The sequence below is a fragment of the Bradyrhizobium sp. STM 3561 genome, from assembly GCF_045571455.1.
In the GTDB taxonomy this organism is placed as follows: domain Bacteria; phylum Pseudomonadota; class Alphaproteobacteria; order Rhizobiales; family Xanthobacteraceae; genus Bradyrhizobium; species Bradyrhizobium vignae.
Map to the genome: position 1 here is coordinate 1,534,222 of NZ_CP120695.1, position 24,735 is coordinate 1,558,956.

The following is a 24,735-nucleotide window of genomic DNA, read 5'->3' on the forward strand; positions in this document are numbered from 1 at the left end:
CTAGTCCGCGGCCTTCGTCACGATGCGGATCTCCGATGTCAGCGTGCGGTGCACCGGGCACTTGTCGGCGATCTCCATCAGCTTCTTGCGCTGCTCGGCATCGAGCGCGCCATCCATCGCGATGTCGCGTTCGATCTGGTCGAGCATGCCCTCGCGTGTCTCGCACTCGGCACAATCCTTGGCGTAGATCTTCGAATGTTTCAGCGTAACCGTGACGCGGTCGAGCGGCAGCGATTTGCGGTCGGCATAAAGGCGCATGGTCATGGAGGTGCAGGCGCCGAGGCCGGCGAGCAGGAAATCATAGGGGCCGGGGCCGGCATCCTCGCCGCCGGCCGCGACCGGCTCGTCCGCCACCAGATGATGCGGGCCGATGGTGATGATCTGGTTGAACTTGCTCTTGCGCGTCTCCTGCACCACAACCCGGCGCGGCGCCTCAGGGAGATCGACCACCTTGGCGGGCTTTGCGATCTCGATATAGCGGCTCGCCCAGGCGGCGATGACGTCGGCCGCGTAGAGCGCGTCAGTGGGCTTCGTCAGCAGATGATCGGCATGATCTAGCGAGACGAAGCTCTTGGGATGCCTGGCTGCAACGAAGATCTTCGTCGCGTTGTCGATACCGACGGTATCGTCGACCGGCGAGTGCATCACCAGCAGCGCCTTGTGCAGGCCGGTGACGTCCTTCATCAGCTCGTGCTCGACGATGTCGTCGAGGAATTCACGCCTGATCCGGAATGGGCGGCCCGCAAGCGACACTTCGATCTCGCCCTGCGTGCGGATGTTGTCGATATGCTCTTTGAACAGATTGGTGACGTGGGCGGGATCGGAGGGCGCCGCAATGGTCGCGACCGCCTTGGCTTCGGGAATTCGTCCTGCAGCCGCGAGGATCGCTGCGCCGCCGAGGCTGTGGCCGATCAGGATAGACGGCGCCCTGCGGGCACTGCGCAGATGATCGGCGGCCCGGACGAGATCGGCGACATTGGAGGAAAAGGTCGAATTGGCGAAATCGCCTTCGCTGGAGCCGAGACCGGTGAAGTCGAAGCGCAGCACCGCGATGCCCCTGGCCGCCAGTGCCACAGAAATCCGCTTGGCCGCCAGCGTGTCCTTGCCGCATGTGAAGCAGTGCGCGAACAGCGCGAAAGCTGCGGGCTCGCCGTCGGGCAGCTCCAGCGCGGCCGCGAGCTGATGGCCGCCTTCGCCGGTGAATTGAAAGCGCTCCGTCGGCATGGGCTTTCCCCGTTCTTGCTTGAACCTAATCCCCCGAGTAGCGCTGCTCGGCCCAGGGATCGCCGCGGTTATGATAGCCGCGGACTTCCCAGAAGCCCGGCGCATCCTCGGTCAGGAATTCGATGGCCTGCAGCCATTTCGCGCTCTTCCAGAAATACAGATGCGGCACGACCAGCCGCACGGGGCCGCCATGCTCCTCCGCGAGCGGCTGGCCCGACCAGCTGTGGGCGAGCAGCGCGTCCTCGGCGGCAAAGTCCTCCAGCGCGAGATTGGTGGTGTAACCGTCATAGGAATGCAGCACGACGAAGCGCGCATCCTCGCGCGGCTGGCAGGCCGCGAGCAGCTCACGCGTCGCGAGCCCCTCCCACTCATTGTCGTAGCGCGACCAGGTCGTCACGCAGTGGATATCGGAGGTGAAGCGGGCCTGTTTCTGCGCGGTGAATTCGTCGAAGGCCCAAAACACGGGACGCTCGACCGCGCCGTAGACGTCCAGCCGCCAACGTTCGCGCGACACCGGCGGCACGACGCCGAGATCAAGCACCGGCCAGTCTTTGGTCAGATGCTGGCCGGGCGGCAGCCGCTGATCGTCCGGGCGCGTAATCTTGCCGGTGAGGAACCGGCCCTCGCGCGCCCATCTCTCCTTGGTGCGCGTCAGCTTGCTGTCGGATGGCGTCTCGTCGGTCATGGCCTACTCGTGGCGATGCATTGCGGAGGCGTGTTTCGTGTCGCGCATGGTGGAATAGATGATCAGCGACAGGCAGATGATGCCGGCAAGATAGAAATAGAACCAGTCCTCGTGCCCGATGCTCTTGAAGTAGAGCGCGATCGCCGGCGCCGTGCCGCCGAAGATCGAGACCGTGATCGCATAGGGCAGGCCGACGCCGAGCGCGCGGACATTGGTGGGAAACAGCTCGGCCTTCACCACCGCGTTGATCGAGGTGTAGCCGGCGACGAACAGCCAGGCGCAGCAGATCAGGATGAAGGCCATGAAGGGCGACTTGGTCTCCTTCAGGGTCATCAGCAGCGGAACGGTCGCGAGCGTGCCGGCGATACCGAAGAAGATCAGCAGCGGCTTGCGGCCGATCTTGTCGGAGATCGCGCCGTAGATCGGCTGCAGGATGGTCGCGAAGATCAGCGAGCCGAAGATCACGAACGTGGTCTGATCCTCGGTCAGCCCGACCGAGAGCTTGACGAAGGTCTGCATGTAGGTGGTGAAGGTGTAGAACGCCGCGGTGCCGCCGGCGGTGAGGCCGACGACCAGCAAGAGCTCGCGCGGATAGCGCAGCAGATTGGTGATCGAGCCGGTCGGCTTCACCACCTTCTTGGCCTCCTCGAACGCCTCGGTCTCGTGCAGGCCGCGCCGCATCACCGCGGCGAAGATCGCGAGCCCCGCGCCGATCGCGAACGGGATGCGCCAACCCCAGGCCTTCAGCTCCTCCGGCGTCAGGAAGACCTTTTGCAGGAGCAGCAGCACGATAATCGCGGTGAGCTGGCCGCCGATCAGGGTGACGTACTGGAAGCTGGAATAGAAGCCGCGATGCTTGGGGTCGGCGACCTCGCTGAGATACGTGGCGCTGGCGCCGTATTCGCCGCCGAGGCTCAAGCCCTCGATGACACGGGCGAGGGCCAGGATGACAGGCGCGGCAAAGCCGATCGTGGCATAGGTCGGCGTCAGCGCGATGATCAGCGAGCCGAAGCACATGAAGACGACGGACAGCGTCAGGGAGATGCGCCGGCCGAAATGGTCGGCGAGATAGCCGAAGAACCAGCCGCCGAGGGGACGCATCAGGAAGGTCGCCGCGAACACCACGGCGGCGTTCAATTGCTGCACGACAGGATCGTTACCGGGGAAGAAGGCAGGGGCGAAGTAGAGCGCAAACGCCGTATAGGCGTAGAAATCGTACCATTCGACGAGGTTGCCGACGGAGCCGATGAAGATCGCCTTGATCCGCCGCTCGGCGTCGGCGACGTCAAAATGCTCAGAGGCCGGCTTGGTTGCTTGCACTGTCACGTCCGGCCTCTCCGTATCTCTGCTGGAGGGGCCTACATCGCCTTTCCGAGCAGAAATGGCAACTGGCGGGGGCCTCTCACCGTGCCCTGTGACCAGGTCACGGTGCCTGCCGGATCCAGCCGGAAGTCCGGAATCCGCCTCAGCCATTCCTCCAGCGCAACCTGCATTTCCATGCGCGCCAGGTTGGAACCAACACAACGGTGAATGCCGAGGCCGAAGGCTGCGTGGCGGTTCTCGCGGCGGTCGATCACGACTTTGTCAGCGTCCGGAAACATTTTGGGGTCGCGGTTCGCGGCCGGGAAGGACAGCAGCACCATGTTGCCCGGCTTGACCGGACAGCCTGAAATCGTCGTCTCCTTGACCACCTCGCGCGCCATCGTCACCGGGGAATAGGCGCGCAGCAGCTCCTCCACCGCGGTCGGGATCAGCCCGGGCTCGGCGATCAGCCGCTCGCGATCGGCGGGCGTTTTCGCAAGATGCCAGAGCGAGGAGCCGATCGCGCTCCAGGTGGTGTCGATGCCGGCGATCAGCAGCAGGCGCAACGACCCCAGCACGTGAGTGTCCTCGAGCGGATTGCCGTCCTTGTCCCTGGCATTCATCAGGTAGGAGATCAGGTCGTCGGTGGGCTTGTTCTTGCGCGCTTCGATGTGGCCGCTGAAATAGGCGCTCATTTCCTGCACGGCCTGGAGCAGCTTACTCTCATCCGTGATGCCGAGCTCCAGGATCATGTGGATCCAGTTGATGAAGAGCTCGCTGTCGCTCTCGGGAATGCCGAGCATGTGCGCGATCGCGCGCACCGGAATGTGCTTCGTGTAGCGCGCCGCAGCGTCCACGCTCTTCTCGGCAATGAAGTCGTCGATCAGCTCGTTGCAGATGGCGCGGACCCGCGGCTCGAGCTTCTTCATCGCGTCCGGCGTGAACGGCGGCAGCAGCAATTGCTTGGCCGGCTTGTGCACGGGCGGATCGGAGGTGATGGGCGGAGCGGCGTTCTTGCTGGTGATTTCCGGCCGCACGTCACGGACGATGATGCGGCGGGAGGAGAAATGCTCGGTATCGTTGGCGATCTCGCGCACCGCCTCATAGGTCGTCGGCAGGTAGCAGCCGAGGAAGCGTTGCGTGTGCACGACCGGACTCGCGGCGCGCAGCTCGTCCCAGATCGGGAACGGGTTCTCCGTCCATTGTGGATCGGTGTGGTCGAAATCATGGACCCAGTCGGTCACGGGCGGATGGGCGGCGGGCTGGTTGACGTCGGACATGGCAGGCAATCCCTTGGCTCGTGTTCGCTGAAAGCACGCGGGGCGGCCGCGGCCGCGCTACTCCTCGATCACATCAATCGCGATTTCCGGGCAGTTGGATTTCGCCAGCCAGGCCTTGTCCTCGAGCCCCGGCGGCACGGTGCCGTCGCCGGTTTCGTGCGCGTTGCCATATTCGTCCAGCTCGAAAAGTTCCGGCGCGAGTGCATTGCAGCGGGCATGGCCCTGGCATTTGTCGGGATCGACGTGGACCTTCAATCGCTCTGCCATTGCGGCTCCCTTGGTCGTGCGCGCAGAGCCCGAAGGCGGCGCGTTTCCTCACCTGAATTCTATTTAAGTTATATCCTATTACATTCGCGATGGACTTCCCCTGTCAAGCGCAAACTTATAGCGGACAGTCTCGCAAATCGTGCGAAAACGTCACCAAATGTCGCGAAAGTTTCCAAACCCCGACGAGATCGACTTGGAACCTGTCGTCAAGCTGTTCAAGTGCTCGGTGCCGCCACCTGGTTGCTCACCGAGATTGATCCCGGACGATCACACCGTTGCCTGGGCCCTTCGCGATGTTGGCATAGGCTTCCCCGAGTTTGGCACCGTCAGCCTGACGGAGCTCGCAGCCTTTCGCGGGCAATCAGAGTCGGGATCGAACGCGATCTTCACGGGCACGCGGGCCGATCTCGGCTGATGTTCAAACCGCCAGTAAAGCGTTGGATCGAGCATCAGGTTTCCCGGTTTCCCCAACGGTCTTTCCCAGGCTCAATCACCCGTTGGTCCGCCAGTTGCAGCCGCAAGCTGGCGGACCTGTCCTTTAAAGATCTCTCAGGCGCCGGGCCGCTGTCCCAACCAGCCTGGGCTCGGCTCGCCTCTCACTTCGCCAAAGTAGATCGCAAAGGTTTGGCGCCACCTTTCGACCAAGGCTCGATTTTCCATGAAGCGTGGAAGCTCGGCGAAATTGGAGTTTGCATAGTCCCAAACCGGCTTCAGGCCGCCTTGCGGCTGCACGTCCGTGCGAACGGACCAGCCGTTATAGGCCTTGCGCTGGTTCTTCTCCGAGATCTGGCAATTCATGTACAGCTTGGCAGCAGCCTTGTGAGGTGCCTCCTTGAGGATCGCGGCTCGTTGCCCCCAAGCAAGGAATGGATGTCCGTCCGCGATGGCCCATTTCACCGGCGCGTTGGCCGGTGTCGTCAGCGATCCGGATCCGCCGAGACCGAGGATGATGATGATGTCCCGACCCCGGCGCTTCATCTCAGCGGCAAGCCCGCTGATCTTCAGGATCTCCGACACGCCGATCGACGAAAGGCGGCGGGAGGGGCGGAATAATGCCGAGCTGTGAAGAGGCGCGTTCATCTATCTTTTCTTTACGCCACGTCGAACTTGACGCCCTGCGCGAGCGGCAATGTGCGGCCGAAATTGATCGTATTGGTCGCGCGGCGCATGTAAGCCTTCCAGGCATCCGAGCCCGACTCGCGTCCACCGCCGGTTTCCTTCTCGCCTCCGAAGGCGCCGCCGATTTCGGCGCCGGATGGGCCGATATTGACATTGGCAATGCCGCAATCCGATCCGCGCGCCGACAGGAACGCTTCGGCCTCGCGAAGGTCGTTGGTGAAGATCGAGGACGAGAGTCCCTGCGGCACTGCGTTGTGCAGGTCGAGCACCGCATTGAAGTCGCGGTATTTGATCACGTAGAGAATGGGCGCGAAGGTTTCGTGCACGACCGGGCCAGTCTGTTCTGAAATCTCGACCAGCGCCGGGCGAACATAATACGCCTCATCGGCGCCGTCGGCGAAAACGCGCTCGCCGCCGAACACCTTGGCGCCCGCGGCGCGCGCCTCGCTCAGTGCCTTCTGCATCGAGGCGAAGGCTGCGGCGTCGATCAGCGGACCGACCAGGGTGCCGTCCTTGAGCGGGTCGCCAATGGTGACGGATTCATAGGCGCGCTTCAGTCGCGGCACGAACGTGTCATAGACGCTTTCGTGGACGAAGAGGCGTCGCAGCGTCGTGCAGCGCTGGCCTGCCGTGCCCATGGCGGCAAATGCGACGCCGCGCAGGGTCAGGTCGAGGTCAGCCGTCGGCGCGACAATTGCGGCGTTGTTGCCGCCGAGTTCGAGAATCGCGCGGGCAAAGCGTTTCGCGAGGCGCGGTCCGACGATACGCCCCATCGCCGTCGAGCCGGTTGCCGACACCAGCGGGACCTTGGCGTGATCGACAAGAATTTCGCCGATCTCGCGGCCGCCGAAGAGAACGGTGGACAGCGCGTCCGGCGCCTTGCCGCCTTCCGCCTTGAAGCGCGCGAGTGCGCGATCGAACAGTGCTTCCGTCGCAAGGGCCGTCAGCGGCGTCTTCTCGGACGGCTTCCAGACGATGCTGTTGCCGCAAATCAGCGCCAGCGCCGCGTTCCAGGACCATACGGCAACTGGGAAGTTGAACGCCGAGATGATCCCGGTGACGCCGAGCGGATGCCAGCTTTCCATCATCCGGTGGTCGCTGCGCTCCGTCGCGATGGTCAGGCCATAGAGCTGGCGCGACAGACCCACCGCGAAATCGCAGATATCGATCATCTCCTGGACCTCGCCGAGGCCCTCGGAGGCAATCTTGCCGGCCTCGATCGACACGAGCCTGCCGAGCGCCTGCTTGTTGGCGCGCAACTCCTCGCCGAGCAGGCGGACGAGCTCGCCGCGCTTCGGCGCTGGCACCAGTCGCCATTCGAGGAAGGCCGCATGCGCCTTGTCGATTGCCGCCTGTGCATCGGCGGCGCCGATCTCGTTGACATGGCCCGTGATCTCGCCGGTGATCGGCGATCGTGCGATCAGCTTGCCGCCGGTGTACCGGCTGCGCTTGACGCCGAGCGAGATCAGGAGCGCGTCTGCCTCGCCCGCCAGGGAATTGATGGCGCGAGTTGAAGTCTGGGTCGTGGTCGTCATGGCGGTTTTCTCTTGGACGTTTGAAAGGCGGTTCGATTAGGCCATCGCGTGGCGTGCGAGGTGCGGTGATCCGAGCTGGACCAGAGCTTGCTCCAGGGAATCCCTTTCCGCCCGCGCGTAAAGCTCCATCTCGTCGTAAACCTTGGCACCGAGGGCGGCTTCGAACGCAGTCCGGTTGGAACGCGCGGCGTAGTTCTGCTGCTGGTCGGCGCCGAGATTCGACTGGAAGATTCCTGCCGCGCTGACAGGGAGGAAATCCTCGTAGACGATCGGATCGTAGTGCAGAAAGCCCGCAGACACCAAATCCTCGAGGCTGGATGGCGGAGCGTGCCGCCTGCATGCCTCAATGCCTGCTTGCGTCGCCAAATAGCGGAAGAAGGCGAGCCCCTGCGCGCGAAGCTTCGACCATCGTCCGGAAACGCTTTGAATTGATCGGCCAATTCGGTATCGTAGTCGCGCGCGGTCGCGCCCGCCTGCCGCACGGAGGCGAGCAATCGGTCGTAGAGCTCGCGGCCTTTGGAAGTGAGAGCGGCACCGCGCTGCTCGATCTCACCGAAGCGGGCCGTATGCGTCCCGGCGACCTTTGTGGCGTTTGCCTGTCTGAACAGGATGGGCTCTTCGAGCGCCTTGAAGCTGGTCTGGCGCAGCAGGATCGGGCAGTCGCGGCGCGGCGGCCCTTCGATCACGGCCTTCGGCGCAATGCCGCGTCGTGGCACCCCGGCCTGGACGGCATCGATGTCCAGCGTGCGCGGTGTCAGATGGTTGATGTGAGGCCCTCTGAAGCTCACCACGTCGGCGATCAGCCGATGCGCGTCATGCAGCCGCTTGTAGACCTCGAGGCTCACTGTCGCTTCGCTATGCCAACGGAAGGTGTCGAGCGCTTCGCGCACGAACTCCTCCGCCTGCGCGACGGTCAGGTGACCTTCCGTCTCGAAAATGTTCACGAGCTCGAGTGCGCGCGGCGTAAAGATGCGGCGCTCACCAAGGATTCGCTCCGCCTGGGCGCGAAGGGTCTCATCCTCGATCAGGTCGAGGCGCAGCAGCGAGGTGAATACCCGGAACGGGTTGCGCCGGAGAGCGGCATCGTCGATCGGCCGAAAGGCCGTGGCATGGACGGGCACGCCGGCCACCGACAGGTCATAATAGCCGACCGGGTGCATGCCCATCACCGCAAAGACGCGACGCATGTCGAACAATTCGTCCGCCCGCCCGAGGCGAACGGCGCCGTGACGCTCGACGTTTAACCGCTCGAGTTCATCACTTCGCTCGAGGCTCGCACGAAGCTCCTCGTGCTGGCGCAACGTTTCGCGATTGGTGTCGTTGACGAGTTCCATCAGGGTGCCGTATTGCGGCACTTCGACCCGGTACATGTCCGACATGGCGCGGGAAAACAGAGTGCGGATCTCGTCCGCGTCCGCGCGCAGCGCTGGCATCAAAATCTCCATCGACGGCGGATCGGCCGTCCTCGTTGGCTAGATCCAGGGATCATGCAGTTTCATCATGATCCTGGCGATTAGACCTTGCCTATTCGGCTAGTTCAAACGATGTTTAATCAGAAGATCATTCTAAAACGGAATGAAGAGGGATGATCTGCGCGCGCCTTGACCAGACGGGCGCTGCGCGCACGCGGCGGCGCGCGAGACGGCGCTTGGGCGCCGCCGATGTCGCGGCCCGACTCGCCGCGCAGACCCGCGAGTCGCGGCCGCTGACGATTGTGGATTAAGGCGGCCGCGGGCTGCCAACAGAAAACAATAAGCGAGGGGAGAGAACCGATGCCGATCGCGCGAAGGAATTTATGGGCAATACTGCTGGTGGCTGCGACTTGCCAGATGACATCGGCATCCGCCGAGCCGCTGGCTTGTGACGACGGCATCAAGGCTGCCTTCCATCCCGACGAGATCACGACGGTGATCGCGGTCCGCCAAGTCAAGAAGAGTGAGGAGTTGTTGGCGCCCGATGCGCCGAAGCCGATCACGGCGGCAGCCGATCTTTGCCTCGTGAAGCTGCTGGTCGGTCCCGGCGTCACGGCTGAGAAAGACAAGACCGCGCCGTCTTATTCAGAAGGTATCGGCATCGAAGTCTGGCTGCCAACGCAGGGTAACTGGAATGAGCGCATCCGCAACTATGGCGGCGGCGGCTGGGTCGGCGGCGGCCATCGCTACCCCGACAAGATCGGCAGCAAGGTGCCGGCGATCGTCAATGCCAATATCGGATATGCCTCCGGAACAACGGATGCGGGCCAGCCCTGGTATCAGGACGGCTCGTTCGCCTTCCTCTCCGACGGCAAGGTCAACGTCGAGGGCCTGCGCGACTTCGCGGTGCGGGCGATGGTCGAGCAGGCGGTCAAGACCAAAGCGCTGGTCAATCTCTACTACGGCAAGGTGCCGAAATTCGTCTACTACGATGGACACTCGCAGGGCGGCCGCCAGGGCCTGAAGATCCTGCAGGAGTATCCCGAGCTCTATGACGGCTACATGATTGCGCAGCCTGCGCTGAACATCGCGAAGTTCGGCACCACCAGCCTCTATCCGCAGATCGTGATGAAGACCGAGCTGGGCTTCACAGCAATCAACAAGCCAGAGGCCGCCGCTTTCGCCGCCAAGGTCGAGGCCGCCAATAAGCGCGCTGTTGCGACCTGCGACAAGGCCGGCCTCGGCTTCCTGCTTGATCCCTTCGCCTGCGACTACAATCCCGCGCGTGACGCGGTGCTGCTTTGTGCGGGCGAAGCGGGCGACGGCGTCACCGGCAGCAATGGCGACACGGCGGCCTGCATGAGCGCGAAGGAAGCGGGTGCGCTCAATAAGATCTGGTACGGGGCGACCCGCGATGGCAGCGTCGATCCGGCTCAGACGGCGGAAGCCCGTAGCGGTAAAGCGCTCGGCGTGAAGCAGCTGTGGTGGACTTTTACCAAGGGCACGTCGATCTCGATGCAGATCACGAGCGCGTCGACTGACAATTTTGCGCTCGGCATGCAGGACGTCAGCTACGCCGCCGATGCCAGCGCGACGTCAGCCATTCCGATCACCAACACCTCGACCGCCAAGCGTAACCGCTGGCTCGAGCTCGACTATGCCGACCTCGCCGCTGGCGTCGACAAGAACGTCGCGCTGCAGCCCACGCTGTTCAGCAATCTGATCACCGACAAGACGGATCTCTCCAAGCTGCGCGATCTCGGCCGCAAGGTGATCGTGTGGAGCGGACTTGCGGATGATGCGATCCCGCCGGCCGGCAACGTCAACTATCACGAGCGCGTGCTTGCTGCGATGGGCGGCGATGCCGAGGTCTCAAAATTCATGCGGATGTATCTGGTGCCGGGGGTCGCGCATTCCTCGCAGGGTCGCTCGTACACCGTGACCGGCAAGAACGACGCCGTGCCGCTGCCGAAGCTGCCAGGCAACGCCAACCAAACGCCGACCCGCGACAAGGACCAGTTCTTCTCCGCATTGACCGATTGGGTCGAGAAGGGAGTCGCGCCGGGCGAGATCACGTTGACCTCGCGCGATGGCAGTGTGAGCTATCCAGTCTGCGTCTATCCCCAGCGGACGACGTGGGATGGCCACGGCCCGGCGACGCAGTCTTCTAGCTTCAGCTGCCGCTAGTCCCTGAAGCGTTGCCGGCACACAAACCTGATTGTTGCGATACCGGCCGAGGCGAGGGTCGCCGTCTTGGGCCCCATTTTGCAGGAGAAGCTATTTCCCCCTCGCGAATTGAACCTGCCCTGGGTCGATCATGGCGAGCTCAGCGTCATTGGTTGGGCAGCCGTTTGAAGCTTGCTGCAAATCGCGTCGTTTGAACGGGGAATGAGCACCGTCAAAACTAAGCTCTCACAAACAAAAGCGGGAGAGCCGGTTTTGGGTTAAGCATACGCTTTGAGACACCGAGGCAACTCGTCGGGTCCGGTGTGTGCTGGCTAACAATGCGCCGCCGTGGGCAGCCATGATCTAGATCGAGCTACGTTGGCGCGAGGGTGCTTCAACATATTTTGGGGAACGAGATGGCAGTGGTGGCGTGCGGGTATTCCGTCATCAGCGTCGTCCACACCGTATCGAGATCGCGCGCGACGACCAGCGGCAATCTCACATCGAGGAGGTCTTTGAACCCAGACTACCGGCTTTGGGCCGTTCAGTACGGACCGGTCACGGATAGTGTTCGACAGCTGCTGGAAGCGCATGCGCTGGCTCATGGCGTGCTGATCCTGACGGGTGCCGAAGAATTAGAAGATTCAGGGCAGCTTCCGCCGCGGCGAGCCGGATCGGGTTGAACGTGCAATCCCACATCGGAGCCGCGTATGGATACAGAATGAGAATCCTTTCGCACGTTTTGCTCGACTTGTCGCTTTATCCCGCACTTTTTGCTTGGTAAGTTTCGCAATCGAGGTTGGACCGGGGAAACTAAATGTCTGAAAGTGCTGCGATGATATTCTCGGTAATTGCCTGACGGACCATATAGGCTTCGCCTCAACATGCACTCAAAACTCGCCCGCAAGCCCGTGAAGACCTACCACCATGGCGATCTTCGCGATGCGTTGATCAAGGCTGCGCTGCACGAAGCAGAGCAGGGCGGCGCCGAGGCGATCAGCATCAAGGCGCTTGCAAAGAAGCTCGGTGTCTCGCAGCCGGCGCCATACCGGCATTTTGCCGACCGCGAGGCGCTGCTCGCGGCAGTCACCGCGGAGGCATTCCGGCAGCTCTCGGCGCTTCTGCGCGAGGCAATGGCAAAGCCGTCGAAGCAGTCGAAACTCTCGCGACTCGCGCAGGCGACGCTCGATTTCGGTCTGCGCCGAAATGGCATCTACCGATTGATGTTCGCTTCGCGCACGGTGTCCTGTGCGGCCAAGGGCAGCGAGCTGCACGAGGCGACACGGGAGACCTTTGCGCTCGTGATCGAAGCTTTGGAAGCGCCCGCTGTCGGCTACTTGCGTGAACGGCAGGCGCTCAAGATCTGGGCGGCGCTCCACGGTGTGGTGATGCTGGCCGAGCAGGGCTTGTTCACCGGCGAGGCGGCGCATGCCACGCGCGAGGAGCTGGTCGAGGATTTCGTCCACGAGACGAAGGCTGCGCTTGCGGTCGCGATCAAGGACGTCCAGCGTCGAAAAAGGGCTGGCGCTTAAGCCTTCGCCTTCAGCAGTCTCATCAGCTTGTCGACCGCGCTGTCCGGCGTCGTCACGACAGGGCGACCGGTTGCCTCCGCGACCAGCGGCGCCGTTGCCGCAATGCTGAACTGCGCCAGTGCGACGACGTCGCAATCGCGCAGCTCCCTTGAAGCCTCCGCAATCAGCCGGTCATGTGTGGCGCGGTCGCCGCGGTCGAGCGCAGCCAACGCGCCCTCGGCGAGTTTCGGAACGATTTGGACGGAGGTCGGAAATTCCGGCGGCATCGAGACCAGCGTCGGCGGAAAAGTCGAGAGCAGGCCGATGCGCTGGCCCATCGTCACCGCGCGCTCGATCATGGCCTCGTTCGGCTTGAGCACTGGCATCGATGCATGCGCGCGCGCCACCGCCTCGATGCAGGGGCCGAAAGCGGAGCAAGTGAACAAGATTCCATCCGCTCCCGTCGCCGCTGCGTAATCGCCGAGCGCGAGGAAGCGATCGGTCATGGTGTCGCTGAGCGAACCGTCGCGCGCCAGGTCCGCCGACAGGCTGTCATCGAGCAGGTTCATCAGCCGCGCCTCGGGCCACGCCTTTGCAAACGCCGCTTCGATCGGGGCGATGGAATGCTTGAGGGCGTGGATCAGGGCGATGCGAGGGGGCGTTGCCATTGAACGTGTCTACTGGTTCCGTGCCCCGGACGGAGCGCAATGCGCAGCACTGCGCTCCGGAGCCGGGGTCCATTGTCGCTGCTGGGTCCCGGCTCTGCGCAGGAGCGTTGCACTGCAGCGCGTCCGGGACACGATCAATATCTACTTGAACGGAATGGCGTACATCAGGCCGCCCTTGCTCCAGAGGCCATTGAGCCCGCGATCGAGCTTGAGCGGGCTCGCCTTGCCGACGTTGCGCTCATAGATCTCGCCGTAGTTGCCGGTGGCCTTGATCGCCGTGGCCAGCCATTTGTTGTCGAGCCCGAGTCGCGAGCCGAGGTCGCCCGAGGTGCCCAGCAGGCGCTGGATCGCCGGCGTCTGCGACTTCGTCATCTCCTCGACATTGGCCTGCGTGACCCCGAGCTCCTCGGCCTCGATCAGGCCGTAATGCAACCAGGTGATGATGTCGCTCCAGACTTCGTCACCGTTGCGGGTGAAGGGGCCGAGCGGCTCCTTGCTGATGGTCTGCGGCAGCACGACGTAGTCGGCCGGGTTCGGCGCCGCCGTAGTCACCGCGCCGGCGAGTGCGGAAGCGTCCTGGGTCATGGCATCGCAGCGGCCGCCGAAAAAGGTCTGGTACATGGTGTCGACGCGATCGAACACCAGCGGCTTCCAGTCGATGCCGTTGGCTCGGCCGTAATCGCCGAGCGTGACCTCGTGCGTGGTGCCTTGCGCGACGCAGACGGTGGCGCCCTTGAGGTCCTTCAGCTCCTTCACGCCGAGGTTCTTCTTCACGACAAAACCCTGGCCGTCGTAGAAGTTGATCGGGCCCTGGCGCAGGCCCAGCGTCACGCCGCGCAAGTAGGTCTGCGTCGAGTTGCGGTACAGCACGTCGATCTCGCCTGATTGCAGCGCGGTGAAGCGGTTCTGGGCCGTCAGCGAGACGTAGCGCACCTTGTTGGGGTCACCGAGCACGCCGGCGGCAAGCGCGCGGCAATAGTCGACGTCGAGACCCTTGTAGTTGCCTTGCGAGTCCGGCGCGGAGAAGCCCGCGAACCCGGCGCTGACGCCGCAGACCAGCGTGCCGCGGCTCTTCACCGTGTCGAGCGTCGCCGCCGACGCCATCACCGTTGATGCTGCGAGCACGCTCGCTGCGATAACCACTTTCCTCATACTACTCTCCCCTCAGTGATTGATGCTACGCAACACGTTATCGACGGCGGTGCCGAGCTTGTCGACGATCAGGTCGATCTCGTCGACTGATGCGATATAGGGCGGCGCCAGCAGCACGTGGTCGCCGCGCACACCGTCAACGGTGCCGCCGCCCGGATAGCAGCCGAGCCCGCCGGCGAAGGCTTCGGCCTTGATCTTCTGGTGCAGCTTGAGCGCTGGATCGAAGGAGGCGCGCGTCGCGCGATCGGTGACGAGCTCGATCGCCCAGAACAGGCCGCGGCCCCTGATGTCGCCGACATGGCGGTGATTGCCGAAACGTTCGGTCAGGCGCTGCTCGAGCTGCCGGCCGCGCTCCTTGACTTGCTCGAGCAGACCGTCCTCGCGGATCACATCCTGCACCGCGAGCGCGGCCGCGCAGGCGAGGGGGTGCGCGAGATAAGTGTGGCCGTGCTGGAATGCGCCCGAGCCCGAACGGATGGTGTCGATGATCTTGCCGCTTGCGAGCATCGCACCGATCGGCTGATAGCCGCCGCCGAGCCCCTTTGCGATCGCCTGGATATCAGGCGCCACGCCCTCCTGCTCCCAGGCATGCGTCGTGCCGGTGCGGCCCATGCCGCACATCACCTCGTCGAGGATCAGCAGAGCGCCGTGGCGATCGCAGATCTCGCGCACGGCTTTGAAGTAGCCGTCCGGTGCGGTCACGGCGCCGGCGGTGGCGCCGACGACGGGCTCGGCGAGGAATGCAGCCACGGTGTCGGGGCCGAGCCGCTGAAACTCGGCTTCGAGCTCGGCGGCGAGCCGTGCGACGAACTGCGCATCCGACTCGCTCTCGCGCTTCTCGTGGTAGGCGAAGGCCGGCGTCACGTGACTGAAAGCGGTCGAGAGCAGCGGCGCATAGGGTGCGCGGCGCCAGGCATTGCCGCCGGCGGCGAGCGCGCCGAGCGTGTTGCCGTGATAGCTCTGCCGCCGGGCGATGAAGTGCTGCCGCTGCGGCTCGCCGCGCTCGATGAAATATTGCCGCGCCAGCTTGATGCTGGCTTCGATCGCCTCCGACCCGCCGCTGACGAAATAGGCGTAGGCGAGGCCGCCGGGCTCGTGTCCCACCAGCGTTTCGGCAAGTGCTTCTGCCGGCTCGGAGGAGAAGAAAGCAGTATGCGCATAGGCGAGAGTGGAGGCCTGCTTTGCCATCGCCGCGACCACGCGCGGATGCTGATGGCCGAGGCAGGAGACCGCCGCCCCGCCGGAGGCGTCGATGATGCGGCGCCCGTCCTCGGCGAAGAGATAAACGCCTTCGCCGCCAATCGCCTTCGGCGGCGTCTCGCGTAGCGAGCGATGCAGCACGCGGCTGGTGCGAGTACTCATGGATCAACCTTTCTCCGAGACGTAAGTCGAGGCCGCAGCAAGCCGCGCCTCGGTATTCTCCAGACGTTTCTTGGCGGCCGTACCGCCGAGCGAGAACATCACCGCAGCGAGCGACTGGGCGATCGCGATGGCGCCGGTGAGGCTCGGGAAGAAGCCGGGCGATGAGGCGGCTTCGAACAGCAGCACGTGGTTGGCGCCCTCGGCCATCGGCGCTGCGAGACTGTCCGCAATCGCGATCAGCGTTGCGCCACTGCGATGAGCGGCTTGCGCGACGCGGACGCTCGCATGTGTGTAAGGCAGGAAGCCGATCACGATGACGGCTTCGCCGGGACGGAAGGCGCCGAGATCGAGATCGTCGGGACCGGATGCGCCGACGAGCTGCACCTGCTCGGGGCGGAACAGTCGCAGCTCGTAATTCAGGAGCTCCGCAACGCTGCGGCAGCTTCGATAACCTGCGATCCAGATCCGCTTGGCATCGTGCAGCGCGCGCGCCGCTTCTGCAATGAGTTGCGCTGGAATGCGCGGAAGGCCGGCGGCCTCGGCCTCGAGCTTGTCGATGACAAGTGCGACATCGGCGTTCGGCCCATGGCGACGGCCTTTTGTGCGCCCGGAGAAGGGCGCGGTCTGCGACGGCCGCCGTGCCTCGGTCAGCGCCGCACGCAGTTCGTCCCAGCCAGAATAGCCGATCGCCTTGGCAAGCCGCGTGAACGCGGCTGGATCGGCGCCGGCCTCTGCCGCGAGATCGCGCATTGAGCGGGTGGTGGCGTCATAGTCATTGGCCGCGACGAAGCGCCCGACCTCCTGCAGCCGCATCGGCAGCGATGGCAACGCGATGCGCAGTTCGCTCAAGGGCGAGGATTTCGCGGGCTCAGCCATGAAACATTTGTTGCATGAAACGGGGTTTGGTGCAACACTTGACGTGCGCCGCCGGAAATCGCTGCATTTTGAGAAGGATTTTTGTGCTGTGACTGCCGATCATCCCAGACCGCCGCCGCGCCGCCGCCTGTTCGCGCTTGGGCGGAACGAATTGGAGGGCCTGTTCTGGCAGGTCCTGGTGGTCGGCATCGCGGTCGCAGTGATCGTCTTCCTCTGGTCCAACACCGTCACCAATCTCTCGGCCCGGCGCATCACGACTGGCTTCGCCTTTCTCGGCCGCGAGGCCGGCATGCCCATTGCCGACAGCCTGCTCGCCTACAATCCGAGGGACACCTATTTCTGGGCGTTCGTCGTCGGCATCGCCAACACCTTGCGCGTCGCCGTGATCGGCATCGTCCTTGCGACGATCTTGGGCACGTTGATCGGGATCTCGCGGCTGTCGGCCAACTGGCTGCTGTCGCGGCTCGCCGCCGTCTATGTCGAAACGCTCCGCGACATCCCGCTGCTGCTTCAGCTCCTGTTTTGGTACGTGCTGATGCAGGCCTTGCCGGCTGCACGCGCCGCCTGGCGACCCGTCGAGGGCGTGTTCCTCTCCAATCGCGGCCTGATCCTGCCGGCGATCCCGTTCGGTCCGCCGCAACTCGCGGTGCTCGGCGCTGCGGTATTGGGTTGCGCGGTGTCCTATGTCATTCGGCGATGGCTGGTCGCGCAGCAGATGCGCGACGGAAGGCCGCGGCCGGCCTGGCCGTTTGCGCTCGGCCTCATCGTCGTGATGCCGGTGGCGGTCTCGCTCGCGCTCGGCGTGTCCTGGTCGATCGAATGGCCGCAGCTGCGCGGCTTCAACTTCGTTGGCGGGCTGACGCTCGCGCCGGAATATTTCGCGCTGCTGATCGCGCTCGTCACCTACACCTCGGCCTTCATCGCCGAGATCGTCCGCAGCGGCATCCAGTCGGTGCCGCGCGGCCAATGGGATGCCGCCAACGCGCTCGGCCTGCGTCGCAGCTTCATGCTGCGGCAGATCATCCTGCCGCAGGCGCTCCGCGTCATCGTGCCGCCGATGACGAGCCAGTATCTCAATCTGACCAAGAACTCCTCGCTCGCGGTCGCGATCGGATACCAGGACGTGGTCTCGATTGCCAACACCACGCTGAACCAGACCGGGCAGGCGATCGAAGCCATCGCCCTGATCATGGCGGTGTTCCTGACCATCAGCCTTTCGATCAGCTTCTTCATGAACTGGTACAATGCGCGCATCGCGCTGGTGGAGCGCTGATCATGACCGCAATCACGGAGATTCCGGACGCCCCGCGCGCCGCCCGCCGTCCGCAGATGGGCAATCCGGTGCTGCGCTGGCTGCGCACCAATCTGTTCTCCTCGATCCCGAACGGCATCATCACGGTCGTGCTGCTGGCGCTGCTCGCCAAGGGCATCTTCAGCTTCGTGCAATGGGGCATGGCGAACGCGGTCTGGCTGACGCCGCCGAACGATTCCAGCGCCTGCCGCGCAGTGCGTGGCGTCGGTGCCTGCTGGGCGATCATCCCCGAGAAATATCGCTTCATCCTGTTCGGCACCTATCCATTCGACGAGCAGTGGCGGCCGGCGCTATCAGTCGGGCTGTTCATCGTGCTGTACTACCTCTCGACCCGCCGCGCACTGTGGCGGCGCGAGCTTGTCTATCTCTGGATCGGTGCGCTGGCGCTGATCAGCGTGCTGATGTGGGGCGGCGTGCTCGGGCTGTCCTTCGTTTCGCAAGACCGCTGGGGCGGACTGCCGGTGACGCTGATCCTGGCGACGTTCGGTCTCGCTTTCGGCTTCCCGCTCGGCATCCTGGTCGCGCTCGGCCGTCGCTCGAAGCTGCCGGCCATCCGCTCGCTCAGCGTGCTCTATGTCGAGCTGATCCGCGGCGTGCCGCTGGTGAGCCTGCTGTTCATGGCGAGCGTGATGTTTCCGCTATTCATGCCCGCCGGATTCAACATCGACAAACTGCTGCGCGCGCAGATCGCGATCATCCTGTTCGCCGGCGCCTACCTCGCCGAAGTGATCCGCGGCGGGCTTCAAGCCGTGCCGCGCGGGCAATATGAAGCCGCCGACGCGCTGGGCCTGTCCTACTGGCGCAAGCACCGGCTCATCGTCCTGCCGCAAGCGATCCGCCACGTCATCCCGCCGCTCGTCAACACCTTCATCGCCTTCTTCAAGGACACCAGCCTCGTGCTGATCATCGGCATCTTCGATCTGCTGACGACGGCCAAGACCGCGATCATCGATCCGGCCTGGCAGCAGTTCTCGGTCGAGGTCTACGTCTTCGTCGCCGCGATCTACTTTGTCTTTTGCTTTGCGATGTCGCGCTACAGCCGGAGCCTGGAGGCAAGGAGCGGGAGATGAGGTCTCGTGTCCCGGACGAGGTGCAGCGCGCCAGCGCTGCGCCGGAGAGCCGGGACCCAGGAATTCACGGGAGCTCGCGGAGAGATGGGCCCCGGCTCTGCAGCGCACCGCACCGGACGATCCTTCGCACCGCCCGGGACGCTGCGCTGCGCCCGGAGCACGATTACCGCTTCACCTTTGGATCAATCGGCGTCGTGGCGCGAAGGTCCAGAATATCCTCCAGCACCTTCGCGCCGGCGATCACCTGCGCGTCGGCGCGGGGGGCGCCGACCACCTGCACGCCGACGGGCAAGCCTGATGCCGTGAAGCCGCACGGCAGCGACAACGACGGGCAGCAGGCCAGCGTGATGGCGTAGACGATGCCGAGCCACTCGATGTAGTTCTCGAACCTCTTGCCGGCGCATTCGGCGACATAGCGATGTTCGATCGGGAAGGGCGGCACGATCGTCGTCGGTGTCAGCAGCAGATCGTAGGTCTTGAAGAATTCGACCGCGCGCGCGGTCATACCGACGCGTTGCTCCTCGGCGCGCGCCAGCCGGTCGACCGTGAGCTTGAGGCCTTCCTCGATGTTCCAGATCACCTCAGGCTTGAGCAGGTCCCGCTTGGTGCGTAGCAGATTGGCCTTGCTGATCGCGAAATCGAAGGCGCGCAGCACGTGGAAGCATTCATGCGCCTCGCGCCAATCGGGATGCGCCTCCTCGACGATCGCGCCGGCTTCGGCAAAGCGTTCCGCCGCTTTGCGCGTAATCGCTTTCACTTCGGGATCGACCGGGGTGATGCCGAGATCGGGCGAATAGGCGATACGCTTCGGCTTCTTGCCTGCGCGCGCGGATGTCAGGAACGAGGTTGCGGGCGCCGGCAGTGACAGCGGATCGTCGGCGTAGTCGCCGCTCATGGCATCGAGCAGCAGCGCGAGATCCTCGACGTTGCGCGCCATCGGGCCCTGCACGCCGAGATTGCGATCGATACCTGCCTTCGGCGTATGCGCGACGCGGCCGATGCTCGGCCGCATGCCGACGATGCCGCAGAAGCTAGCCGGGCTGCGCAAGGACCCGCCCATGTCGGAGCCCTGTGCCAGCCAGGCCATGCCGGTCGCAAGCGCCACCGCCGCGCCGCCGGACGATCCCGCTGCCGATTTCGTCGTATTCCAGGGATTGAGTGTCGCGCCGAACACCTCGTTGAAGGTGTTGGCGCCGGCGCCGAATTCCGGCGTGTTCGACTTGGCGTAGACGAGGGCGCCGTTGGCCTCGAGGTTCTCGACCATGAGGTCGGATTTCGCGGGGATGTTGTCCTTGAAGATCGGCGAGCCCTGCGTGTTCAGTACGCCCGCGACGTCGGTCAGGTCCTTGATCGGCACCGGCAGGCCTGCGAGCAGCCCGCGCGCACCGGCCGGCTTCTGCATCAGCGTCTTCGCACTCTCGCGCGCGCGATCGAAGCACAGTATCGGCAGCGCGTTGACCTTGCCGTCAACCTCAGCGATGCGCTTCTCCAGTACATCCAGGAGCTCGAGCGGCGAGACGTCGCCGGAGCGCAGCTTGTCGACGACGGTGCAGGCGGTTTCGCGGATCAGGTCTTGAGACAACTATCTTACTCCTACCTCTGGATCGTCATTCCGGGGCGCCCGAAGGGCGAACCCGGAATCTCGAGGGTTCTCAGGTGCGCAACTGCGCACCATGGTTCGATGCTCTTGCATCGCCCCGGAACGACGGTGCCTAAATCATTTCGGGGCGATTAACCCCACCCCGCGCTGATGCCGCCGTCCACCGTGTAGATCACGCCCGACGTGTAGCCGGCGCGGTCCGACGCCAGGAACGCCATGAGGTCGCCGATCTCGCGGGCATGCGCGGGGCGGCCGAGCGGCAGGCTCTTCTGGAATTCTTTGTAGCGACTCTCGTCGCCGAATTGGTGCTTGGCCCGTGTCTTGAGCAGGGTGACGTGGCGGTCGGTGCCGACGGGCCCGGGATTGATGCCGACGACGCGGATGTTGTCGGCGAGGCTCTTGCCGCCGAGCGCACGTGTGAACGCCATCAGGGCCGCATTGCCGGCGCTGCCGCAGATGTAGTTTGCGTCGAATCTCTCGCCAGCTGCGCCGATGTCGTTGACGATGACGCCGCCACCCTTCGCCTTCATCTGCGCATAGATATGCCGCGTGAGGTTGATGTAGCCGAACACCTTCAATTCCCAGGCGTGCCGCCAGGTCGCCTCGTCGATCTTGTCGATCGAGCCGCCGGGGATATCGCCGGCATTGTTGACGAGCACGTCGACGTCGGCAGCTTCTTTCGCCAGCCGCGCGACGTCCTCTTCCTTGCGCAGATCGACGATGCTCGTCGCGGCGTCGATCTGGTGCGCTGCGCGCAAGCGGTCGGCCAGCGCGTTCAGCACCTCACCGCTGCGGGCCGCCAGCAGGAGATGCGCGCCTTCCTCGGCGAACGCCTCGGCGGCGGCTGCGCCGATGCCCTTGGACGCGCCGGTGATCAGGACGCGCTTGCCACGCAGATGCAGATCCATGAGGGGTACTCGTTCGTGGGAACAGGATCAAATCAGTAGGCGCTTGGCCGCGCCATGGTCAAGATTGCAGTGCAGCGTTGCACTGCCGCCGCGTTTGGTCCATTGCAGTGCGGTCAAAACGCGGCGGCTGCCGGACCAACCAAGGACGTTATCGATGAGCAAGAAGCAATACCGGATCGCAGTCATTCCTGGCGATGGCATCGGCAAGGAAGTGATGCCGGAAGGTCTGCGCGTTCTGGAGGCGGCCGCCAAGAAGCACGGCGTCTCCGTGCATTTCGACCATTTCGATTTCTCGTCCTACGACTATTACGAGAAGCACGGCCAGATGATGCCTGATGACTGGAAGGAGAAGATCGGCAAGCACGATGCGATCTATTTCGGTGCGGTCGGCTGGCCGGCCAAGATTCCGGATCACGTCTCGCTGTGGGGCTCCTTGATCAAGTTCCGCCGCGAGTTCGACCAGTACGTGAATTTGCGTCCGGTGCGGCTGATGCCCGGCGTGCCGTCGCCGCTGGCAGGTCGCAAGCCCGGCGACATCGATTTCTGGGTGGTGCGCGAGAACACGGAAGGCGAATATTCCTCCGTCGGCGGCCGCATGTTCCCGGATACCGACCGCGAGTTCGTGACGCAGCAGACGGTCATGACCCGCACCGGCGTCGACCGTATCCTGAAGTTCGCCTTCGAGCTCGCGCAGTCGCGGCCGAAGAAGCACCTGACCTCGGCGACCAAGTCCAACGGCATCTCGATCACCATGCCCTATTGGGACGAGCGCGTGGAAGCGATGGCCAAGAAGTTTCCGGGCGTGAAGTGGGACAAGTACCACATCGACATTCTCACGGCGAATTTCGTGCTGCATCCGGACTGGTTCGACGTCGTGGTCGGCTCGAATCTGTTCGGCGACATCCTCTCCGACCTCGGCCCGGCCTGCACCGGCACCATCGGCATCGCACCGTCCGGCAACATCAATCCCGAGGGCGATTTCCCCTCGGTGTTCGAGCCTGTTCACGGCTCGGCGCCCGATATCGCGGGGCAGGGCATCGCCAACCCGATCGGCATGATCTGGTCCGGCGCGATGATGTTCGAGCATCTCGGCGAGAAGGAAGCCGGCAAATCGATCGTCGAGGCGATCGAGCGCACGCTGGCCGAACGCACGCTCCGCACCAAGGACCTCGGCGGCAATGCCGATACTACGGCCTGCGGCAAGGCGGTCGCGGATATGGTGGACTAAGTTGTTCTGGCGCGTTCACGCATCCAAGGCGGAACGCGCCAGCGTCCGACAGTTTATCACCCGACGATCTTCTCGATCGCCGCCTGATCCAGCCCGAACTTCTTCGCGGCTTCTAGAATCTCCTGCCAAGTGGTCGGATCGATCGGAATGCCTTCGGCAAGGCGCTTCGTCTTGGTCTCGCGCTCGGGATCGCCGGCGATCCTGACCTTGTCGACGCCGGGTGCGGGCGGCGAGCCGGTGTGCCAGGCGACGAAGCTCTCGACTTCGCGCGCGAGATTTTCGCCGGTGCCGAGCTTGCCCGGGTCGATGACGATCGAGAGCATGCCGTTGAGGACGTTGTACTTGCCGTCGGACGGACCCTTGACCACCTGTCCGCCGGAGAGGGCGCCGCCGAGGATTTCGCAGACCAACGCGAGGCCCGACCCCTTATGCTCGCCGAACGGCAGGATGGCGCCGTACGGGGGGATCACGGTGTAGCGCGGATTGACCGTGGGCTTGCCTTCATTGTCGATGATGGTGCCGGGCTCCAGTTCGACGCCCTTGTTGTGGGCGACGCGGGTCTTGCCCTGCGCGATCCTGCTGGTGGCGAAGTCGAGCACGATGGGGTCCTTGCCCCTGCGCGGAATGCCGACGCAGAACGGGTTGGTGCCGTGGCGCGCATCGCTGCCGCCCCAGGGCGCCACGATCGGACGCGAGATCACGTTGACGAAATGGATCGACACCAGCCCGTGGTCGATGCACTGCTCGGCCCAGTGGCCGATGCGGCCGATGTGGTGCGAGTTGGAGAGGCCGACGAGACACACGCCGTTGCGCTTGGCGCGCTCGGCCGCCAGCTCCATCGCTTCATGGCCGATCACCTGGCCGTAGCCGGTGAGGCCGTCGAGGGTGAGGAGCGGACCGGTGTCGAGCACGATCTTGACGTGCTGGTTCACGGCGAGGGCGCCATTGGTGACGCTTTGGACATAGCGCGGGATCATGCCGACGCCGTGGGAGTCGTGTCCCTTCAGATTGGCCTCGACGAGGTTGGTGGACACGAGCTCGGCTTCGCGGTCCGAGGAGCCGCCGGCCTTGACGATGGCGCGGATGGCGTTGGTGAGCGGCTCTGCCTTGATGGTACGATAGTCGGCCATTGTTGTTGCTCTTATCCTTGCACGATGCGGCGGCAGTGGATCCAGGCCGCTTCAATCAGATTTTCGCTCGCTTCCGGCGTGCGGAATGCGGAATGCGCCGACAGCGTCACGTTCGGCAGCTTCGTCAGCGGATGATCGCCGGGCAACGGCTCGATGTTGAAGACATCGAGGCCGGCATGGCGGATGTGGCCGGATTTCAGCGCATCGATCATGGCGGCCTCGTCGACGATCGCGGCGCGGGCGGTGTTGACGAGGATGACACCGCGCTTCATTGCAAAGATCCTCTCGCGCGTGATCATGCCGCGGGTCTCGTCGTTGAGCAGCAGATGCAGCGACACGACGTCGCTTCTGGCCAGCACCGTATCGAGATCGGTGAACTCGACCCCGGGATGGCTCTTGGGCGAGCGGTTCCAGGCGATCACCTTCATGCCTGAACCGGACGCGATGCGCGCAACCTCGGCGGCGATACCGCCGAAGCCGATCAGGCCGAGGGTCTTGCCGGTGAGCTGCATGCCGTCCTCGCGCAGCCAGTTGCCGGCCCGCATCTCGCGGTCCATCATCGCGATGACGCGGGCCGAGGCCCACATCAGCGCGATCGCGGATTCGGCGACCGCCGTGTCGCCATAGCCCTTGATCAGATGGACGGAGATGCCGAGCTCGCTGAGCTCCTCCGGGTTCATGTAGCTGCGCGCGCCGGTGCCGAGGAACACGACGTGCTTCAAGCCGGTGCATTTCTTTGCCACCTCTGTTGGCAGCGCGGTGTGGTCGACGATGGCGATCTCGGCGCCATCGAGGATCTCGGGGTATTGCTCGGGCTTGATGTCGGGATCCCGGTTAATCCGGACCTTGGGATCATCAGGCTTGTTCAGCCGCTCCATGATCGCCGCGAGGGTTTCATTGGCGTCGACGAAAACTCCGCGCATGGTTC

Annotated in this window: 21 protein-coding genes and 1 pseudogene; 6 read left to right on the top strand and 16 right to left on the bottom strand. The window is 64.2% G+C overall.

Annotated features, from left to right (window positions below):
• The 5 genes from P6U28_RS06955 to P6U28_RS06975 are packed head-to-tail and all read right to left on the bottom strand — an operon-like array spanning position 1 to position 4,758.
• Positions 1 to 1,224, bottom strand: coding sequence for an alpha/beta fold hydrolase (locus P6U28_RS06955; RefSeq protein WP_407121988.1), 1,224 nt, complete (start codon positions 1,222 to 1,224; stop codon positions 1 to 3).
• A gap of 25 nt (positions 1,225 to 1,249) precedes the next feature.
• A complete protein-coding gene (locus tag P6U28_RS06960; protein ID WP_407121989.1) occupies positions 1,250 to 1,909 on the bottom strand; it encodes a sulfite oxidase-like oxidoreductase in 660 nt (219 codons plus the stop codon).
• Between the two features lie 3 nt (positions 1,910 to 1,912).
• A complete protein-coding gene (locus tag P6U28_RS06965) occupies positions 1,913 to 3,235 on the bottom strand; it encodes an MFS transporter (RefSeq protein WP_122404293.1) in 1,323 nt (440 codons plus the stop codon).
• A 32-nt stretch (positions 3,236 to 3,267) separates the two neighbouring features.
• A complete protein-coding gene (locus tag P6U28_RS06970) occupies positions 3,268 to 4,491 on the bottom strand; it encodes a cytochrome P450 (protein WP_407121990.1) in 1,224 nt (407 codons plus the stop codon).
• Between the two features lie 57 nt (positions 4,492 to 4,548).
• Positions 4,549 to 4,758 carry a ferredoxin gene (locus P6U28_RS06975; RefSeq protein ID WP_122404291.1) on the bottom strand — a complete coding sequence of 70 codons (210 nt, stop codon included), beginning with the start codon at positions 4,756 to 4,758 and terminating at the stop codon, positions 4,549 to 4,551.
• 193 nt (positions 4,759 to 4,951) lie between these two features.
• On the opposite strand from P6U28_RS06975, the gene P6U28_RS06980 reads away from it, so the two are divergent.
• A complete protein-coding gene (locus tag P6U28_RS06980; RefSeq protein WP_407121991.1) occupies positions 4,952 to 5,173 on the top strand; it encodes a DUF2958 domain-containing protein in 222 nt (73 codons plus the stop codon).
• Between the two features lie 134 nt (positions 5,174 to 5,307).
• Here P6U28_RS06980 and P6U28_RS06985 read toward each other — a convergent pair whose 3' ends face one another.
• The 3 genes and pseudogenes from P6U28_RS06985 to P6U28_RS06995 all read right to left on the bottom strand — a co-directional run bounded on the left by P6U28_RS06985 (position 5,308) and on the right by P6U28_RS06995 (position 8,746).
• On the bottom strand, positions 5,308 to 5,838 hold the full coding sequence (locus P6U28_RS06985; RefSeq protein WP_145987025.1) for a hypothetical protein: 531 nt from the start codon (positions 5,836 to 5,838) through the stop codon (positions 5,308 to 5,310).
• Positions 5,839 to 5,849: 11 nt separating this feature from the next.
• Positions 5,850 to 7,412: an aldehyde dehydrogenase family protein gene (locus P6U28_RS06990; RefSeq protein WP_122404288.1), complete on the bottom strand. Its 1,563-nt coding sequence runs from the start codon at positions 7,410 to 7,412 to the stop codon at positions 5,850 to 5,852.
• A gap of 36 nt (positions 7,413 to 7,448) precedes the next feature.
• A pseudogene (locus P6U28_RS06995) lies at positions 7,449 to 8,746 on the bottom strand (VOC family protein).
• A gap of 495 nt (positions 8,747 to 9,241) precedes the next feature.
• Here P6U28_RS06995 and P6U28_RS07000 point away from each other — a divergent pair.
• Together P6U28_RS07000 and P6U28_RS07005 are read left to right on the top strand one after the other, a co-directional pair.
• Positions 9,242 to 11,011, top strand: coding sequence for a tannase/feruloyl esterase family alpha/beta hydrolase (locus P6U28_RS07000; protein WP_407121992.1), 1,770 nt, complete (start codon positions 9,242 to 9,244; stop codon positions 11,009 to 11,011).
• 863 nt (positions 11,012 to 11,874) lie between these two features.
• Positions 11,875 to 12,522 (top strand): TetR/AcrR family transcriptional regulator, encoded by a 648-nt coding sequence (locus P6U28_RS07005; protein ID WP_122404286.1) that lies wholly within the window; start codon positions 11,875 to 11,877, stop codon positions 12,520 to 12,522.
• Here the strand turns inward: P6U28_RS07005 and P6U28_RS07010 are convergent.
• From P6U28_RS07010 to P6U28_RS07025, 4 genes are all read right to left on the bottom strand, one after another.
• Complete coding sequence (locus P6U28_RS07010; RefSeq protein ID WP_122404285.1) at positions 12,519 to 13,169, bottom strand: aspartate/glutamate racemase family protein; 651 nt, start codon at positions 13,167 to 13,169, stop codon at positions 12,519 to 12,521. The genes P6U28_RS07005 and P6U28_RS07010 overlap by 4 nt on opposite strands.
• A gap of 141 nt (positions 13,170 to 13,310) precedes the next feature.
• Positions 13,311 to 14,321 carry an amino acid ABC transporter substrate-binding protein gene (locus P6U28_RS07015; protein ID WP_407121993.1) on the bottom strand — a complete coding sequence of 337 codons (1,011 nt, stop codon included), beginning with the start codon at positions 14,319 to 14,321 and terminating at the stop codon, positions 13,311 to 13,313.
• A 12-nt stretch (positions 14,322 to 14,333) separates the two neighbouring features.
• The gene (locus P6U28_RS07020; protein WP_407121994.1) at positions 14,334 to 15,683 is read right to left on the bottom strand and encodes an aspartate aminotransferase family protein; all 1,350 of its coding nucleotides are present in this window, start codon (positions 15,681 to 15,683) and stop codon (positions 14,334 to 14,336) included.
• Between the two features lie 3 nt (positions 15,684 to 15,686).
• A complete protein-coding gene (locus tag P6U28_RS07025) occupies positions 15,687 to 16,559 on the bottom strand; it encodes a MurR/RpiR family transcriptional regulator (RefSeq protein WP_407121995.1) in 873 nt (290 codons plus the stop codon).
• Positions 16,560 to 16,647: 88 nt separating this feature from the next.
• Here P6U28_RS07025 and P6U28_RS07030 point away from each other — a divergent pair, with 88 nt between their 5' ends.
• Both P6U28_RS07030 and P6U28_RS07035 read left to right on the top strand, forming a co-directional pair.
• Positions 16,648 to 17,832, top strand: coding sequence for an amino acid ABC transporter permease (locus P6U28_RS07030; protein WP_129143560.1), 1,185 nt, complete (start codon positions 16,648 to 16,650; stop codon positions 17,830 to 17,832).
• Between the two features lie 2 nt (positions 17,833 to 17,834).
• Positions 17,835 to 18,941 carry an amino acid ABC transporter permease gene (locus P6U28_RS07035; protein WP_407121996.1) on the top strand — a complete coding sequence of 369 codons (1,107 nt, stop codon included), beginning with the start codon at positions 17,835 to 17,837 and terminating at the stop codon, positions 18,939 to 18,941.
• Positions 18,942 to 19,104: 163 nt separating this feature from the next.
• On the opposite strand, the gene P6U28_RS07040 is transcribed toward P6U28_RS07035, so the two are convergent.
• Positions 19,105 to 20,523 (bottom strand): amidase, encoded by a 1,419-nt coding sequence (locus tag P6U28_RS07040; protein WP_407121997.1) that lies wholly within the window; start codon positions 20,521 to 20,523, stop codon positions 19,105 to 19,107.
• A 149-nt stretch (positions 20,524 to 20,672) separates the two neighbouring features.
• On the bottom strand, positions 20,673 to 21,449 hold the full coding sequence (locus P6U28_RS07045; RefSeq protein WP_407121998.1) for an SDR family oxidoreductase: 777 nt from the start codon (positions 21,447 to 21,449) through the stop codon (positions 20,673 to 20,675).
• Positions 21,450 to 21,603: 154 nt separating this feature from the next.
• Here P6U28_RS07045 and P6U28_RS07050 point away from each other — a divergent pair, with 154 nt between their 5' ends.
• On the top strand, positions 21,604 to 22,677 hold the full coding sequence (locus tag P6U28_RS07050) for a tartrate dehydrogenase (protein WP_027571253.1): 1,074 nt from the start codon (positions 21,604 to 21,606) through the stop codon (positions 22,675 to 22,677).
• Between the two features lie 56 nt (positions 22,678 to 22,733).
• Here P6U28_RS07050 and P6U28_RS07055 read toward each other — a convergent pair whose 3' ends face one another.
• On the bottom strand, positions 22,734 to 23,807 hold the full coding sequence (locus P6U28_RS07055) for a malate/lactate/ureidoglycolate dehydrogenase (protein WP_407121999.1): 1,074 nt from the start codon (positions 23,805 to 23,807) through the stop codon (positions 22,734 to 22,736).
• Between the two features lie 11 nt (positions 23,808 to 23,818).
• The gene (locus tag P6U28_RS07060) at positions 23,819 to 24,730 is read right to left on the bottom strand and encodes an NAD(P)-dependent oxidoreductase (RefSeq protein ID WP_122404276.1); all 912 of its coding nucleotides are present in this window, start codon (positions 24,728 to 24,730) and stop codon (positions 23,819 to 23,821) included.
• Positions 24,731 to 24,735 lie beyond the last annotated feature (5 nt).